16 protein-coding genes and 2 tRNA genes are annotated in these 14,801 nt (G+C 61.5%); 7 read left to right on the plus strand and 11 right to left on the minus strand.

Features of this window, described 5'->3' with window-relative positions:
- Positions 1-13: 13 nt before the first annotated feature.
- Positions 14-910: a LysR substrate-binding domain-containing protein gene (locus AB4072_RS05950; RefSeq protein WP_441966212.1), complete on the minus strand. Its 897-nt coding sequence runs from the start codon at positions 908-910 to the stop codon at positions 14-16.
- Positions 911-1,031: 121 nt separating this feature from the next.
- Here AB4072_RS05950 and AB4072_RS05955 point away from each other — a divergent pair, with 121 nt between their 5' ends.
- Positions 1,032-1,235, plus strand: a complete 204-nt coding sequence (locus AB4072_RS05955; protein WP_441966214.1) for a hypothetical protein — start codon at positions 1,032-1,034, stop codon at positions 1,233-1,235.
- A 24-nt stretch (positions 1,236-1,259) separates the two neighbouring features.
- On the opposite strand, the gene AB4072_RS05960 is transcribed toward AB4072_RS05955, so the two are convergent.
- Positions 1,260-2,903, minus strand: a complete 1,644-nt coding sequence (locus tag AB4072_RS05960; RefSeq protein WP_441966215.1) for a Na/Pi cotransporter family protein — start codon at positions 2,901-2,903, stop codon at positions 1,260-1,262.
- Between the two features lie 355 nt (positions 2,904-3,258).
- On the opposite strand from AB4072_RS05960, the gene AB4072_RS05965 reads away from it, so the two are divergent.
- A complete protein-coding gene (locus AB4072_RS05965; RefSeq protein WP_441966216.1) occupies positions 3,259-3,867 on the plus strand; it encodes a thymidine kinase in 609 nt (202 codons plus the stop codon).
- Between the two features lie 39 nt (positions 3,868-3,906).
- On the opposite strand, the gene AB4072_RS05970 is transcribed toward AB4072_RS05965, so the two are convergent.
- The 4 genes from AB4072_RS05970 to AB4072_RS05985 form a co-directional block, all read right to left on the minus strand.
- Positions 3,907-4,956, minus strand: coding sequence for a helix-turn-helix transcriptional regulator (locus tag AB4072_RS05970; protein ID WP_441966218.1), 1,050 nt, complete (start codon positions 4,954-4,956; stop codon positions 3,907-3,909).
- A gap of 255 nt (positions 4,957-5,211) precedes the next feature.
- A tRNA-Arg gene (locus AB4072_RS05975) sits at positions 5,212-5,288 on the minus strand.
- A gap of 19 nt (positions 5,289-5,307) precedes the next feature.
- Entirely contained in the window at positions 5,308-5,613 is a 306-nt protein-coding gene (locus AB4072_RS05980; protein ID WP_441966219.1) for an ETC complex I subunit, read from the minus strand.
- A gap of 36 nt (positions 5,614-5,649) precedes the next feature.
- Positions 5,650-5,726, minus strand: a tRNA-Pro gene (locus tag AB4072_RS05985).
- A gap of 555 nt (positions 5,727-6,281) precedes the next feature.
- Between AB4072_RS05985 and AB4072_RS05990 the strand changes: the two genes are divergently transcribed.
- Positions 6,282-7,088 carry a S24 family peptidase gene (locus tag AB4072_RS05990; RefSeq protein ID WP_441966221.1) on the plus strand — a complete coding sequence of 269 codons (807 nt, stop codon included), beginning with the start codon at positions 6,282-6,284 and terminating at the stop codon, positions 7,086-7,088.
- A gap of 66 nt (positions 7,089-7,154) precedes the next feature.
- Here AB4072_RS05990 and AB4072_RS05995 read toward each other — a convergent pair whose 3' ends face one another.
- From AB4072_RS05995 to AB4072_RS06010, 4 genes are all read right to left on the minus strand, one after another.
- Positions 7,155-7,688, minus strand: a complete 534-nt coding sequence (locus AB4072_RS05995; protein ID WP_441966223.1) for an SRPBCC family protein — start codon at positions 7,686-7,688, stop codon at positions 7,155-7,157.
- Complete coding sequence (locus AB4072_RS06000; RefSeq protein WP_441966225.1) at positions 7,685-8,047, minus strand: ArsR/SmtB family transcription factor; 363 nt, start codon at positions 8,045-8,047, stop codon at positions 7,685-7,687. Before AB4072_RS06000 ends, AB4072_RS05995 begins: the two co-directional genes overlap by 4 nt.
- Before the next feature lie 107 nt (positions 8,048-8,154).
- Positions 8,155-9,189, minus strand: a complete 1,035-nt coding sequence (locus tag AB4072_RS06005) for an HWE histidine kinase domain-containing protein (protein WP_441966227.1) — start codon at positions 9,187-9,189, stop codon at positions 8,155-8,157.
- Between the two features lie 218 nt (positions 9,190-9,407).
- Positions 9,408-11,030 carry an ABC-F family ATP-binding cassette domain-containing protein gene (locus AB4072_RS06010; RefSeq protein WP_441966229.1) on the minus strand — a complete coding sequence of 541 codons (1,623 nt, stop codon included), beginning with the start codon at positions 11,028-11,030 and terminating at the stop codon, positions 9,408-9,410.
- 228 nt (positions 11,031-11,258) lie between these two features.
- Here AB4072_RS06010 and queC point away from each other — a divergent pair, with 228 nt between their 5' ends.
- The 3 genes from queC to queE are packed head-to-tail and all read left to right on the plus strand — an operon-like array spanning position 11,259 to position 13,062.
- Complete coding sequence (gene queC / locus AB4072_RS06015) at positions 11,259-11,969, plus strand: 7-cyano-7-deazaguanine synthase QueC (protein ID WP_441966231.1); 711 nt, start codon at positions 11,259-11,261, stop codon at positions 11,967-11,969.
- A gap of 8 nt (positions 11,970-11,977) precedes the next feature.
- Complete coding sequence (gene queD / locus AB4072_RS06020; protein ID WP_441966555.1) at positions 11,978-12,334, plus strand: 6-carboxytetrahydropterin synthase QueD; 357 nt, start codon at positions 11,978-11,980, stop codon at positions 12,332-12,334.
- On the plus strand, positions 12,313-13,062 hold the full coding sequence (queE, locus tag AB4072_RS06025; RefSeq protein WP_441966233.1) for a 7-carboxy-7-deazaguanine synthase QueE: 750 nt from the start codon (positions 12,313-12,315) through the stop codon (positions 13,060-13,062). The genes queD and queE overlap by 22 nt, the downstream gene beginning before the upstream one ends.
- A gap of 117 nt (positions 13,063-13,179) precedes the next feature.
- On the opposite strand, the gene AB4072_RS06030 is transcribed toward queE, so the two are convergent.
- Positions 13,180-14,064, minus strand: a complete 885-nt coding sequence (locus tag AB4072_RS06030; protein ID WP_441966556.1) for an alpha/beta hydrolase — start codon at positions 14,062-14,064, stop codon at positions 13,180-13,182.
- A gap of 300 nt (positions 14,065-14,364) precedes the next feature.
- Between AB4072_RS06030 and AB4072_RS06035 the strand changes: the two genes are divergently transcribed.
- Complete coding sequence (locus AB4072_RS06035; protein WP_441966235.1) at positions 14,365-14,787, plus strand: YciI family protein; 423 nt, start codon at positions 14,365-14,367, stop codon at positions 14,785-14,787.
- The last annotated feature ends 14 nt before the right edge of the window (positions 14,788-14,801 follow it).

Consider the following 14,801-nt stretch of genomic DNA (forward strand, 5'->3'; position numbering starts at 1 on the left):
GGTGGATTTCGGCTCAGCGGCCTGTGAGCTTCGGCCCTTCAGCCAATTCTCTCAAAAGCCAATCGCGAAAGGCTTTGATCTTGGTCGAGCGTCGCTTCGCCTTCGGATAAACGAGCCAATAATCGCGGTCGCTTCTGGCAACAATGTCGAATGGTTGAACGAGCTGACCCGAGGCAAACTCCGTGGCGAAGAAGCTCGGGTTGACGAGGGCCATCCCCTGCCCGGCCACAGCGGCCAAGCCTTCGAAATGCTGGACGCCAAGTGAGTTGTCCGGCCGATCGGATAGATCGACCCCTTCGACGCCGGCCGCGCGGAACCAATCGAGCCACCAAAGATCGCCCGGCGAGAGAATCGGCAGTTTCAGGATGTCCGCGGGGGTCGTGATCGAGTGCCCCTCCAACAGGGCCGGACTGCAGGCGGCGGTGAAATGGTTTGGTATGAGAAAGTGCGCTTCCAAACCCGGCCACTCGCCAAGACCGCTCCGAATACCGATGTCGAACTTGCTGCGAGCCAGATCGACCACCTCGCCGCCGGTTGCGATCTGAATCGCAACGTCAGGACGGAGCGCCTGGAACCGACCAAGCCGGGGGATGAGAACACTCGCCGCAAACGTCGTCAGAACAGTGATGGACAGCACGCTCCTGACGCTCTCATCCACTTCGGCGAACGCGCTTTCCAGAATGCCGAACGCCTCGGACACCGCTGGCGCCAGTCTCATTCCCTTTTCGGTCAGAACAACCTGACGCGGAAGGCGGACGAAGAGAGGGTCTCCGATGCGGTCTTCCAGAACCTTGATCTGATAACTCACCGCCGCCTGGGTCATGCCCAGTTCCTCTGCCGCGCGCGTGAAGCTCCGATGCCGGGCGGCAGCCTCGAACACACGGATGGCGCTCATCGGGGGAAGCTTCATCAGGTCTCATCCATAAGGTCACCTTATGGCAGCCCTTTCGCTTCCGCTTTGTCAAGTCGAGAGCGCGGGATCAGTTTGTCCCTCAAGGACTGACACCGACGCCCTAAGGAGGGCTGGACCGATGAGATATGATGAAGCCCCCCGCGCTCGCAGTGTCGAACACCTGTGGCTGCGCCTGAAACTCTGGATAGTGTCGCGCCGCACGCGCCGCATTCATGGACGCGACTTGCTCGATCTCACCGACCACGAAAGGCGCGATATCGGCCTCAACGAGCCGGTGCGCTTCGCCGATTGGAAAAGCCTCGAAAGGGTGCTCAGGCCGTGAGACTGCCGCTTCGCGCGACAGCCATCAGGATGCGAGGCGGCTCGGCTTCAGTTCCCCACTCTGTTCCAGCAATGAGTGGCCGGTGGAGGCGATATGAGCCTCGATGCGCTTGAGATCGCGCACGATGTCCAACTGCAGGGCGCTTGTGTCGCCAGCGGTCTTACCGGAGCGCAATTGCTCGAGGTGGTTTTGCGTGACGGCGCGCTCCAGCTCCCGGAAATGCTCCTTCTCCGCCACAAGCCGACGCGCGGATGCGATGTCCTGGAACATCAGGACGGATGCCGCGAGCTGAAGATGCTCCAGCAAATTGGCATGCATGCGCGTGATGTCGGCAAGTGCTTCCTTCGGCAGGCGCAGGTGGTTCCTGATCCGCTTCGCCGCGAGTTCCATCAGGTTCTTGTCGACGATATCGCCCACGTGTTCGAGATTGATGGCGAAGGCGAGAATATCTGAGAGACGCCGCGCCTCTTCCTCGCTCAGAGCTTCATGGTTGATCGAACTCAAATAGCGACGGATCGCGCTGTAGAGACGGTCGACCACATCGTCCGTCCGGGTCACGGCCTCGACTTGGCTGAGATCGCCGCTCTGGAACAGATCCTGCGAGCCACGAAGCATGGTCTCGACCACGTCCGCCATGCGCAGCACCTCGCGCGCGGCGTTCGACAGCGCGACCGACGGTGTGTCGAGAGCGTCCGCGTCGAGATATTGCGGCATGCCTGGGTCCGACGCCTTGACCTGCGCCGGGAGAACCTTTTCCAGAAGCTTTGCGATGGACGGCAGCGGCAGAATGAAGATCAATGCCAGAGCCACATTGAAAAGCGTGTGGAAGTTCGCAGCCAGACGGGCCGGATCGCCTTCGAAGCGAGCCAGGAAGGTCACGGTTTGGTCAAGGAAGGGCAGAGCAACCGCGCAACCCAGAAGGCGTATGGCGAGATTGCCTACCGGCACCCGAAGCTTGACCGGATCGCCGCCCGTGCCTTCGAGCAACGGGTTGAGAGCTGTGCCGAGATTGGCGCCCAGCACCATGGCAAGAGCCGAATGGTTGTCGATGACGCCGGCGGAGGCGAGCGACATGATGAAGAGCATCGCCGCGACGCTCGAATGCGCCGCCCAGGCGAGGATGCCCGCCAGCAGCACCAGAATGATCGGATCCGGCGCAATCGCCGCCAGAACGCTCTTCAGCACGGCGGAAGATTCGATGGGGTGAATGGTCTCCGAGAGCAGATGCAGCGACAGAAGCATCAGGCCGAGCCCGATGGTCACGCGACCGAGATCCCGCACACGGCTCGTCGAGCCCTGCCGATAGGCCACGAACCCGGCGAAGATCAGCACCGGGAAAATCAGCGAAATATCGAAAGAAAGAACCTGGACGATCAGTGTCGAGCCGACATTTGCGCCCAGCATCACCGCAAGTGCTGGAATCAAATCCACCGCTCCGCCCGCGGTGAAGGATGAAACCATCAGAGCCGTCGCTGTGCTGCTCTGCAAGACCGTCGTCACTCCGAGGCCCGCGAAGAACGCCCTCAACCGCGTGCTGAGACCCACACCAAGGATCCAGCGCAGGTCGCTCCCAAAAGCGCGCTGCACTCCGCTATTGACCATGTTGATGCCCCACAAAAGCAGGGCAATTTCACCCAGAAGGTGAACCAGGACGGCGGTAGCGGACATTCAACTCCCCTAGAGATGCGCGCGGACGAAAGATCGATTCGATTGCATAGGCTGCCGAAACCGATCCGGCAATCAGGTTGCCGGCTAATAATAGGGATAAATCGACACAATGCACCTTCCGAGAAGAAAATCCTGAATTTTCAGGCGATCCGTCGCGATGGGACGTGGACATGGTCTGGTGCGATGCACTTCTTCGCAGATCAGCTTCGGAGCCCCCTCGACGCACCGAGAATTGTCCTGTGAGTTTCATTCATCAGGAGCCGAACATCGTCGCCTCGGCTCTTGAGTCCTCGGCTCGCAGGATGAATTCTCCGCGTCATTTCCAATCAAGGATTCGGCGTCCGAAAGTAGATTCATGGCCAAATTGCATTTCCACTACTCGGTGATGAACGCCGGTAAGACCACTCAACTCCTGCAGGTTCGCTACAATTACATCGAGAACGGTGGCCTGGTTCTGCTGTTTACAAGCTCTATCGACGACCGCGCCGGGGTCGGAAAGGTGTCGTCTCGCATAGGACTTTCCGCTGACGCCGTCCCGCTTCGCCCGTCCGAGGATCTCGAAGCCATAGTGACCGGGATCCACAAGAAGACACCGGTCACGGTGGTGCTGATCGATGAAGTGCAGTTCCTGACGCCCGATCATATCTGGCAGGCCGCGCGCATCGTCGACCACCTCAAGATTCCTGTGATGACCTATGGCCTGAAAAACAACGTTTTCGGCGAGTTGTTCAGCCCCGCCATCTGCACTCTCCTGGCCCTCGCCGAGGACATCAAGGAGATCAAGCAGCTCTGCCATTGCGGCCGCAAAGCGACGATGATCCTGCGCTACGACCCCAATGGAAACGCGGTAAAAACCGGCGAAGTCATCGAGATCGGCGGCGAGAGCCGTTACATCTCGGTCTGCCGTCCCCACTGGGTCGACGGCGACATCGGCCCCGCACGCAAGGCGATCACATCCGGCTAGGCCGCGCACCGCCGAGGCAGCGCAAGCCCAACATCGGGTTCAAGCTTTTCGTTGTATAGCTGGCATGCTGCCGAGCAATCCGACAAGTTGGGCTTGCCGGTTCGTATTCGTCTTGGAAAAAACAGACCTCAGTTGAGTCCTGAGCGTTTCATGCGACAGGTTCCACTGCCCCGCCAACTCTCGCAGTGACCCGCCCGCAGCCAGCGCGTGAGCCAGCTTGGCTTCAGCACTCGTCAGGTTGAACATCTGGCGCAGCATTTCGGGAGACGTCGAGGCTGTCCCCGCCAAGGGCGTCACCATCATGAGAACGGCGTCGTCTCCAAGGACATCGCGGGCTTCTCCCGAGATGGGTGCCAGACGCGCGACAGCCGCGGAACGATCCTCCGTCTCCGGAATGGAAATGACAGACGTCCAGGCCCGGGGATCGCCGCGCGAGACCTGATCGAGCATCTCTCTGAGAGCCGATTGTGCATGCGCATTCCGAAACGTTATGCGCCCCCACGCGCCCGTTACGACCCAGGCCTCGCTGTTCTGAAAAGCTGCATTGGCAGCGATGATCACACCCTTTCGTGTGATAACGGCTGTGGCAAAGCCGACAGTCTCCAAAGCATCGACCACCGAGCGGGCGTACTGCACGCCGAGACGTGCATAGAGAACGATGGAGCGGGACAGGTGAGGCTTGAGATGATTTAGAAGGGCGAGGCCCTTGTCGTCGATCGAGCCGCTCACGAACCGCCGCTCGATCTGAAGAGTCGCGCTCACGCCGTCAGGCGATGAAACACTCATTCCCGTGCACCAGCCAAAGCCCTTGGGATGAAAGAATCCCGCATAGGTGGGATCCGTCGCCAGTTCATCGGGCGTATAGAGATCGACAACACGGCTGAAGCGCCCGTCGGCCGCTCTCAACCGAGGCGTCCAGGTGTCTTTTCTTCCTGGTACGTCAGCAAGCCATTCCTGATAAATACCCGCAACGCCTTCTGAAATGCCGGTTCCCGTGCGATTTTGCGCTTTAAAAAATAACGATCCACCGGCGCTGCCCGTAATCTGGGCGATTTTGTCCAGGACGCCAGGCCACCGATCGGGGACCATTGAGGCCTCATAAATGTCGTCCAACAAAGCGTATTCCATTGCGGAAATTGCTGACCTTAAGTGTAATTACTAAGCTCTGCCGCAAAATACGTTAAGGAATCAGAATGAACAATGCGTAATTTGGTCCTATGAGATAGATAAAATTCTTGCCGCCTTCTCATGGCAAAAAGCCTCTTGGACACGACAAAGCTCGTTGCTCAAAGCGGTCAACCGCAAACAAGGGAAGGAAAACCGACCTTAAGCCATTGAAATCGTTGGCGACCCCGGCAGGGCTCGAACCTGCGACCTACTGCTTAGAAGGCAGTTGCTCTATCCAGCTGAGCTACGGGGCCTAAACCGCAGGGCTAACGGTTAGTGGGACCAGGGATCCGTGCGGTTGAACTTGAAATTGTCCGAATAGGACATGGTGCGCCGCTTCACTTCTTGCGGCTCCTCGACACGATAGGGAATGCCCTCGCGGCGGGCATAGGCCACAGCTTCTTCCTCGGTGTCGAAAGAGAGGCGCAATTGCTGGCGCGTGTCGGCCGAGCTGGTCCAGCCCATGAGCGGTTCAATCTCACGCGGCTTATCCTGCTCGAAGACGAGAAGCCATTGCTTTGTCCGGGCGAGACCGGACTGGGTGGCGGACTTGGCCGGCTTGTAGATCCGTGCGGGCATGAGCGTGTCGATTTCTCTCGTCGAAAACCGATGATTTGGTCGGGGCGGCAGGATTCGAACCTGCGACCCTCTGCTCCCAAAGCAGATGCGCTACCAGACTGCGCTACACCCCGACGGCATTAACGGCTGGGTTTCTCTACCGTTGGGGGGCTTTGGGCGCAAGTCCTTTGGGGATAGGAACGAACCGGAACCGGTGGAGGTGATACGGGGATGCAAAGTCCGGGGAAGTCCGGGGAATGTGGCTCGAGCATCCTCGCTCTTCATCCACAACGAAAATGGCGCCGCAGGATGGAAGCTACGGCGGATTGCCGGGCGTGGCGGAGCGTGGACAGCCTTCGCATTCGCTGACCTCTCCCACACCTCTCTGCCCTCGCACCTCAGCGTGGGAGTTGTGTAAAAACGCTGAATACGTCGCCGAGGTGCGTCGGCCACGAATAGCCCAATATTCGGACGAAATGGGATGGCTCTCGTCCTTGCTGGCGATGCCGGAAATCGCGGCGTCACCCAAATCTCGATGACATTGGGGAACGCGCTGAACCTTGACATGCGTTCCCACATATCGAAAATCGCCACATACCGTGGCGATAACCATCAATATGGCATGTAGCGGCATGACCGCTACATGATGTGGCATGACGAGCGAAATACAGATTCGGAAAGAGCAAGGCGTGCGGTTGGCTGCGGCCAGGACCGAGGCGGGTTACAGATCCGGCCGGGCGGCCGCGCTCGAAAACGGTTGGCCCGAGAGCACCTATCGCGCCCACGAGGCAGGCACTCGCACCATCGGCCTCAACGATGCCGAACGCTACGCAGAGCGCTTCCGCGCGGTCGGCGTTTCCGTGACCGGCAAGGGCATTCTCTACGGCCCGGACGATGCCGCCAAAGGCGGCGGCGCGGTCAAGGAGGTCGTGAAGAGCGGAAGTGCTAAAGGGACCGGCGGCAAGCGCGTGGGCGGTCAAGGCGCCCTCGCCTCAACCTCATCGGAACCGGAACGTCGCGCCTCACCCAATGTAGATCTTTCCCGGGCGGAACCTGCGCCGCTGCTGCACCGCTTCGGCGGCCCGCGCGACGTGCCGGAATTCGGTGCGGCCGCCGGCGGCAAGCTCGGCGACGCAGATTTCCGCTTTAATGGCCAAGTCGTCGACATGGCCCCCCGCCCGCCGGGCATCCTCAACCGAAAGGATGTCTACGCACTTCGCGTCACGGGCGAGAGCATGTATCCGAAATTCGAGGAAGGCGATCGCATCTACGTGGACCCCCACCGCCCTCCCCGCGTGATGGACTACGTGGTGGTCGAGTTGCAATCCGACGAAGACGGCGAAAACGGTGAAGGCTTCATCAAACGCCTGCTCCGCAAAACCCCCTCCAAAGTCGTCGTCCAGCAATTCAATCCCGCCAAGGAACTTGAATTCGACCTGGACCGCGTAAAGGGCCTGCACCGGGTGATCCCGCAGGATGAGCTTTTGGGGATTTGAGAGACTGGTCGGCGAGTAGACATGTTCCACCCGGCTGGACCGAGCGGAACATGATTGTGGATTTGATCAGGCCGGAATCCGCTGGTCGTATTCCTTCTTGAGGCGGCTCCAGCCATCCCAGAACGGTGCCGGCTCTTTGCCTGTCGCGCGGGCGACCAAAGTGTCGAGGTGCATGTGCCAGCCGGCGCTGACGTTCAGCAGGGTCGCGCGGTCGGGCACGCGGCGATGGATCACGGTGAGCAGCACTTCGCTGCCTTCCTGCTCAAGTTCGAAGGAGACGCCGCCGGTGCTTCCCCAGGTAATGGCGAGCTTGTGAGGCGGATCGAGCTCGGTGATCCGGCTCTGCATCCTTTGTTCTTCGGGAAAACCGGGCGGCCGCTGGCCGGGCGAGCTGGAAAGCTCGTCGTTTCGCCAAACGAACTCGAAGGGAGCGTCGACCTTCATCTCCATCTGGCCCGCTGCCAACCACTGGCGGCGCAGCTCGCTCTGCGTGAGATATGCCCATACACGCTCGATGGGGCCGGGCAGAAGGCGCTGGATCTTCAACGTGGCAGGTTCGGTCAGCACGCCATAGGCGTCGAGGGTCTCAAGTTGGGTCATTGGTCGTCTCCTTTGGGTGCGGGAATGCGGGCATCCTCCTCGCGGAGGAGTCGTTCGAGCACATCCAGACGGTCGGTCCAGAAGCGCTCGTAGAAGCCCAGCCACTGGTGGGCGCTGGCGAGCGGTCCAGGGTCGAGGCGGCACAGATGGGTACGGCCGCGCACCTCGCGACGGATCAACCCGGCGCTTTCCAACGCTTTGATGTGCTTTGAGGCGGCGGCAAGAGAGATCGCGAAGGGTTCCGCAAGCTGGCCCACCGTTCGTTCGCCGCCCGCGAGTTCCCGAAGCATCCGCCGACGCGTGGCGTCGCCGAGGGCGTGAAAAACGGTATCCAGCTGAGGTGCGTTTAATTCAACCATGCGGTTGAATATGAGTTACGATACACGATTAGTCAACCGATTGGTTGAATAATCGACTGACTGGGGTTCAAGTCGTCACGGCCAACGCGCGCCCCCTTCGAAGCGCCCTACTCCGGCTCAGGCACGGGAATGCTCATCGTGCAGAATACGCCCTCGGGCAGGTAATCAAGGCGCACGTCGCCCTTCAGCTCACGGAGACCGCGTTCGAGCACCCGCGAACCGAACCCCTGGCGGACCGGCGGTGTGACGGGTGGACCGCCTTTTTCGCGCCAGAACAGGATCAGCCGGTTCCCCTGCGGCGTCTGCTCGATTTTCCACTCGATGAGGATCGATCCCGTCTGATTGGCGAACGCGCCATATTTGACGGCGTTTGTCGCCAGTTCGTTGAACGCGATGCCCAGCGTCAAGGCCGCGCTCGGCGAGAAGCGGATGTTCTCGCCTGAAAGCACGACGCGCTTCGCCCGGTCGTTATCGATCACAAATGGTTCCAGCGCGTCGGCGATCAGGTCACCCAAACCTGCGCTTTGCCAACTGCCGCGGGTCAACAAGTCGTGCGACCGCGAGAGAGCCATGAGCCTGGACTCGATAGTCTTCCCGATGGTCTTGGGGTCGGCCCCTGTTTGCAAAGCCTGCCAAACAATCGATTGCACCGTCGCGAGGGTGTTCTTCACGCGGTGGTTCAATTCGTCGATGAGCATCCGGGATTGCGATTGCTCCTTCTTGTGGGCGGTGAGATCGATGAAGGATGCAAAATACTGAACGATATCGCCCGCCTCGTCCCGCACAGGGCTTATGAAAAGCGCGGCCCAGAACTCGCTGCCATCCTTACGGCGATAGCGAATTTCCTCACCGCTCTTTTCGCTGCCTTCGAACTCGGCCTGGATCCGCGCCAACGCATCGGTGTCAGCGCCATGCGCCATGAGGAAATTGAAGCTTTGCCCAAGCACTTCTTCCCGGGTGTAGCCTGTGAGCGCGAGAAAGGCGTCGTTGGCGAAGATGATCGGATTGTCGGGGACTTTCGCATCGGTGAACACCATGGCCATTCGCGTCGAGGCGGCTGTAACGACGAACGGGCCAAGCATGTCGCGGAGCCGCTCGACTTCCGCCTCCGCTGCTTTAGGTTCCTCGGACTTGCTTCCCATGTCTGGCATAAGAGAACCCGATCCAATTGCACCAGGCCGGGCCTGGGCTTCCGCTCCCCGGCGCCCAGTCTCTCACGACCCCGCCGCCCCTTCACTTCCCCAACTCGTCACACCCCGGCCAGAGCGAAGCGGATGGCGTGTCAAGGTTTATAGGAGGGTCGGCGACCGGATTCATGGGAGGGATTCATGCGTCTCGGCTACGAGCGCCTTGAGCCCCCTCACCCCCGCAACCCCGGCGCTTCCTGCCCCGTCCTCTGGACATACTCCGTATATCCGCCCCCATATTGGTGCACGCCCTCCGGCGTCAGCTCGAGAACCCGGTTGGATAGCGCCGCCAGGAAGTGGCGGTCGTGGGAGACGAAGAGCATGGTGCCCTCGTAGCGTGAAAGCGCGGTGATGAGCATTTCCTTGGTGGCGATGTCGAGGTGGTTGGTGGGCTCGTCGAGGACCAGGAGGTTTGGCGGATCGTAGAGCATCTTGGCCATGACGAGGCGGGCTTTCTCGCCACCCGAGAGCACGCGGCATTTCTTTTCCGCGTCGTCGCCCGAGAAGCCGAAGCATCCGGCGAGCGTGCGGAGCGAGCCCTGCCCCGCTTGCGGGAATTGGTCTTCCAGCGATTGGAATACGGTGCGCTCGCCGTCGAGTACCTCCATTGCGTGCTGGGCGAAGTAACCCATCTTCACGCTGCCGCCGACGGCGACCGTTCCTTGATCGGGCGTGGTGGTGCCCGCAACGAGCTTCAACAGGGTCGATTTGCCCGCGCCGTTCACGCCCATGACGCACCAGCGCTCCTTGCGGCTCACCATGAAGTCGAGCCCCTCGTAGATGATGCGGCTGCCGTAGCTTTTGTGGACATTCTTCAGGCTGATCACGTCGTCACCTGAGCGGGGTGCCGGCAGGAAGTCGAATGTCACGGATTGCCGACGTTTGGGGGGCTCCACCCGGTCGATCTTCTCCAGCTTCTTCACACGGCTCTGCACCTGCGCGGCGTGGGAGGCGCGCGCTTTGAAGCGCTCGATGAACTTGATTTCCTTGGCGAGCATGGCCTGCTGCCGCTCGAACTGGGCCTGCTGCTGCTTTTCGTTGAGCGCGCGTTGCTGCTCGTAGAATTCGTAATCGCCGGAATAGGTCGTCAGGTTGCCGCCGTCGATCTCGAGCACCTTGTTGACGATGCGGTTCATGAACGCGCGGTCGTGCGAGGTCATCAGCAGCGCGCCGTCGTAACCCTTCAAAAATTCCTCAAGCCAGATGAGGCTTTCCAGGTCCAGATGGTTGCTCGGCTCGTCGAGCAGCATCACGTCCGGGCGCATGAGGAGGATGCGGCCGAGCGCGACTCGCATCTTCCAGCCGCCGGACAGGCCGCCCACGTCGCCGTCCATCATCTCCTGGCTGAAGCCGAGCCCCGCGAGCACTTCGCGCGCGCGGCCTTCGAGCGAATAGCCGTCCAATTCCTCGTAGCGGGCCTGCACCTCGCCATAGCGCTCGATGACCCGGTCGAGATTGTCCGCCTGATCCGGATCGACCATCGCGGCTTCGAGATCCCGCAGCTCGGCGGCGACCTCGCTCACGGGGCCCGCGCCGTCCATCACCTCGGACACGGCACTGCGGCCCGCCATTTCGCCCACATCCTGACTGAAATAGCCGATGGTGACGCCGCGATCGACGGAGACCTGGCCCTCGTCGGGTTCCTCCTCCTTGTTGATCAAGCGAAAGAGTGTCGTCTTGCCCGCGCCGTTGGGGCCGACCAGACCGATCTTCTCTTCCTTCTGGAGGGTCGCGGAAGCCTCGATGAAGAGGATGCGGTGGCTGTTCTGCTTGCTGACGTTCTCGACGCGAATCATGATTTCCGGTGGGCCTTGAAGGATTTGCGGCGGCCTTACCATGTGTCGTCCTTGCAGACGAGCGCCCTGAGGCGGGCAATCTGCCGCTCCACACCCGGTGAAGCCTCCCTCGCCGCGCGACGTTTTCGGCGTTGACAAGCGGGCTGGACGGGCTCTTTGTGCGCTCAACGTTCATCGGCACGTGAGCCGATCCGGTCGCAGCCTACCCGGTCAAAACAAGGAACCCAGGTGAAGACTCTCGTCGTCTGTTCCGGCGGATTGGATTCCGTCACTCTCGCCCACAAAGTCGCGGCGGAGCGCGTTCTCACGCGTCTCGTATCCTTCGATTACGGCCAGCGCCACAAGAAGGAGCTGGATTCCGCACGCGCCTGCGCCGCGCGCCTTGGCGTGCCTCACGACGTTGTCGATATCGCGGCCGTCGGACGCCTGCTGACAGGCTCGGCCCTGACCAGCGGTGAAGCTGTGCCCGAAGGGCATTATGCCGAAGATTCCATGCGGGTGACCGTCGTGCCCAACCGCAACGCCATCATGCTGGCGATCGCCTTCGGGATTGCGGCGGCGGAAGAGGCCGATGCGGTGGCCGCCGCCGTCCATGGGGGCGACCATTTCATCTATCCGGATTGCCGCCCGGATTTCATCGAGGCGTTCGAGACGATGCAGCGCCACGCTCTGGACGGGTTTGCGAAGATCGCGCTCTACACGCCGTTCGTGCGGCTGAACAAGGCCGATATCGTGCGCGAAGGCGCGCGCCTCGGCGTTCCGTTTGGCGAAACATGGTCCTGCTATCAGGGCGGCGATCTTCATTGCGGGCGCTGCGGCACCTGCGTCGAGCGACGAGAAGCGTTTCATCTCGCGGGCGTGGACGATCCCACGTCCTACGAGGATCCGGATTACTGGATCGAGGCGTGCCGGGAGCATCAGGCCCGACAATCGGCATAGGCGCGGCCATGTACACCATCGCCAAACGATTTACGTTCTCGGCCTCACACGTAATCGGCGGCCTGCCTGCGGAGCATCCGTGCGCCCGGCTTCACGGCCACAATTACGAAGTGGAAGTCGTGCTGGAATCCGCCACGCTCGACCCGGTCGGCTTTGTCCGCGATTATCGCGAGTTGTCGGCGCTGAAAGACTTCATCGACGACAATCTAGACCATCGCCACCTCAACGATGTGCTGGGACACGACCGCACGACGAGTGAAGTCATCGCGAAATGGCTCTACGACTGGTGCAAGGCGCGCTGGCCGGAGGTCGCAACCGTGCGCGTCAGCGAGACCCCACGGACATGGGCGGAATATCGGCCATGAAAGCGTCTATCCGCATCAGCGAAATCTTCGGTCCGACCGTGCAGGGGGAAGGTCCGTTGATCGGTCGCCCGACGGTGTTCGTGCGCACGGGCGGCTGCGATTACCGCTGTACGTGGTGCGACACGCTCTACGCGGTGCTGCCGGAGTTTCGCGAGGAATGGACGCTGATGAGCTCCGCCGAGATTCTGGCGCGGGTCGAGCGTCTGGCGGGCTCCGTGCCGGTGCTCGTATCACTCTCCGGCGGCAACCCGGCGCTTCAGCCGTTGGAACCGCTCATCGCGCAGGGCCATGGCAAGGGATACACGTTCGCGCTGGAAACCCAAGGCAGCGTGTCGCAACCGTGGTTCGCGGCGCTCGACTGGCTCATGCTGAGCCCGAAACCGCCCTCCTCCGGCATGACGACAGATTGGCAGGCACTCGACGATTGCGTCGCGGCGGCAGGAAGTGGCCCAGGCCGCGTCCTCAAGGTGGTCGTGTTCGACGAGGCCGACTACGCCTATGCCCGCCTTGTGGCAGACCGCTATCCGGCCCTGCCGATCTACCTCCAGGTCGGCAACCCCGCTCCACTGATGACCCATGCAGGACCGGGCAAGGAAGACGCCGACATCGACGACGTGATGAAGGGCTTCCGCTGGCTCGTCGACAAGGTGGCGGCAGACCGTTGGTTCTCCGCGACAGTGCTGCCGCAACTCCACGTGCTGGCGTGGGGCAACAGGCGCGGATTTTAGTTGCATCGATAGATCCATGAAGCGCGGCGTTCGTTGCAGTTCCGCCGCAGAGAAAACCAATCGTCTTACGTGTGGGTAGATCGATGGAAGTTCTAAGCTCTTCCTTTTCCTCTACAATCAAAGATGTCGGCGCATGAACGCGCCGGCATCCGCAAGGGCCTGACGTCCGGGTGCCAGATGCGCATTCCACATGGGCCAGGCATGAATCATGTGGGGCCAGATCTGCAACGTCACAGCCACATCCTGCGCGCCCGCCGCAGCCGCGAAGCGGGTCGCATCCGCAAGCAGCGCCTCGTCCGAGCCGACCTGGATCAGGAGCGGCGGCAGGCCCTTCAGGTCGGCATAGAGCGGCGAGACACGCGGATCCTTTCGGTCGATCTCCGGTGGAAGATAGGCATCGGCAAGCTCGGCGAGATAATCCTTGTGAATGAGCGGATCGATTGCTTCCTTGGTGGTGAGCGTCGCGCCCGACAGGGTAAGATCGGTCCAGGGAGACACCAGCCAACCGCAGGCAGGCAAAGCCGCCTGCGCGTTGCGCAAGGCGTTGATGAGCGCAACTGTAAGCCCTCCGCCGGCGCTGTCCCCACCGACCGCGATGTTCTCCGCCGCAAGGCCCTGCGCGATCAAAAATCGCCACGCGGCCATCGCGTCATCGAGCGCGGCTGGAAACGGGTTCTCCGGTGCGAGGCGATAGGCGACGCCGAGCGTCCGCACGCCCGCCGCCCTGCCCGCCTCCGTCACCAGACGCCGATGGCTGAGGACGGAGCCTGAGCAATATCCACCGCCGTGAAAGAACATGAGCACTCGTGAGGCAACGCTCCCCGGCGCGATGGACCATTCCGCCGAGAACCCATCCAGTTCAACCGGCTCCAGCTCGATATCATCGGCAACAGGCCAGACCGATCCCACCTCATCGATACGCCGCCGCCGCTCATCCCACCCGACCGGTCGAGGCTTGGCCCCCAGCAAAGCGCGAATGGCATCGATCTCGCTCTGGCCCACCGTCTCGCCCTCCCAAGGAAGCGCCCCACCGCTGCGCTTCGAGACAACGCGCAAGCCGTGCAAAGGGTCGAGGGCGCTACGCGTTGCGTGCGCCGGAAGGACGACGCAGGGTACGATGAAGGACGGCCTCGGCACCTACACACGCAATAGGAGATGCTTCTCCCGGTGATCGGAACGGAAGGCCGCCCTAGACTCTATTACGCGAAAAAAGTTTCGACGGATGTCGATCCGGCCGATGTTCGTTCGTCGTATGGGTAGGAAGGCCGATGTGGGCTTTCGGTGGATCAAAGGAGAAAGACGATGCGCGTGATGGTTATGGTGAAGGCCACTAAGGACAGCGAAGAGGGCATCCTGCCCTCGACCGAGCTGCTCGAGGCCATGGGTAAGTTTAACCAAGAGCTGATCAATGCCGGCATCATGCTGGCCGGCGACGGTCTGAAGCCATCGAAACAGGGCAAGCGCGTGGCTTTCGACGGCGCGAACCGCACCGTCCTCGACGGCCCCTTCGCCGAGACCCGCGAACTGGTTGCCGGCTTCTGGCTCTGGCAGGTGAAGGACATGGCTGAAGCGCTCGCGTGGGTGAAGCGCTGCCCCAACCCGATGCCAGGCCCGAGCGAGATCGAGATCCGCCCTATCTATGAAATGGCCGATTTCGCCGAAACCCTGACACCGGAGGTCGCTGAACTGCACGACCGAAACCGCGAAAAAGCGACGCGCCGCTGACGCTTTGCCGGACA

The sequence above is a fragment of the Microvirga sp. 2MCAF38 genome, assembly GCF_052115485.1.
Lineage (GTDB): Bacteria > Pseudomonadota > Alphaproteobacteria > Rhizobiales > Beijerinckiaceae > Microvirga.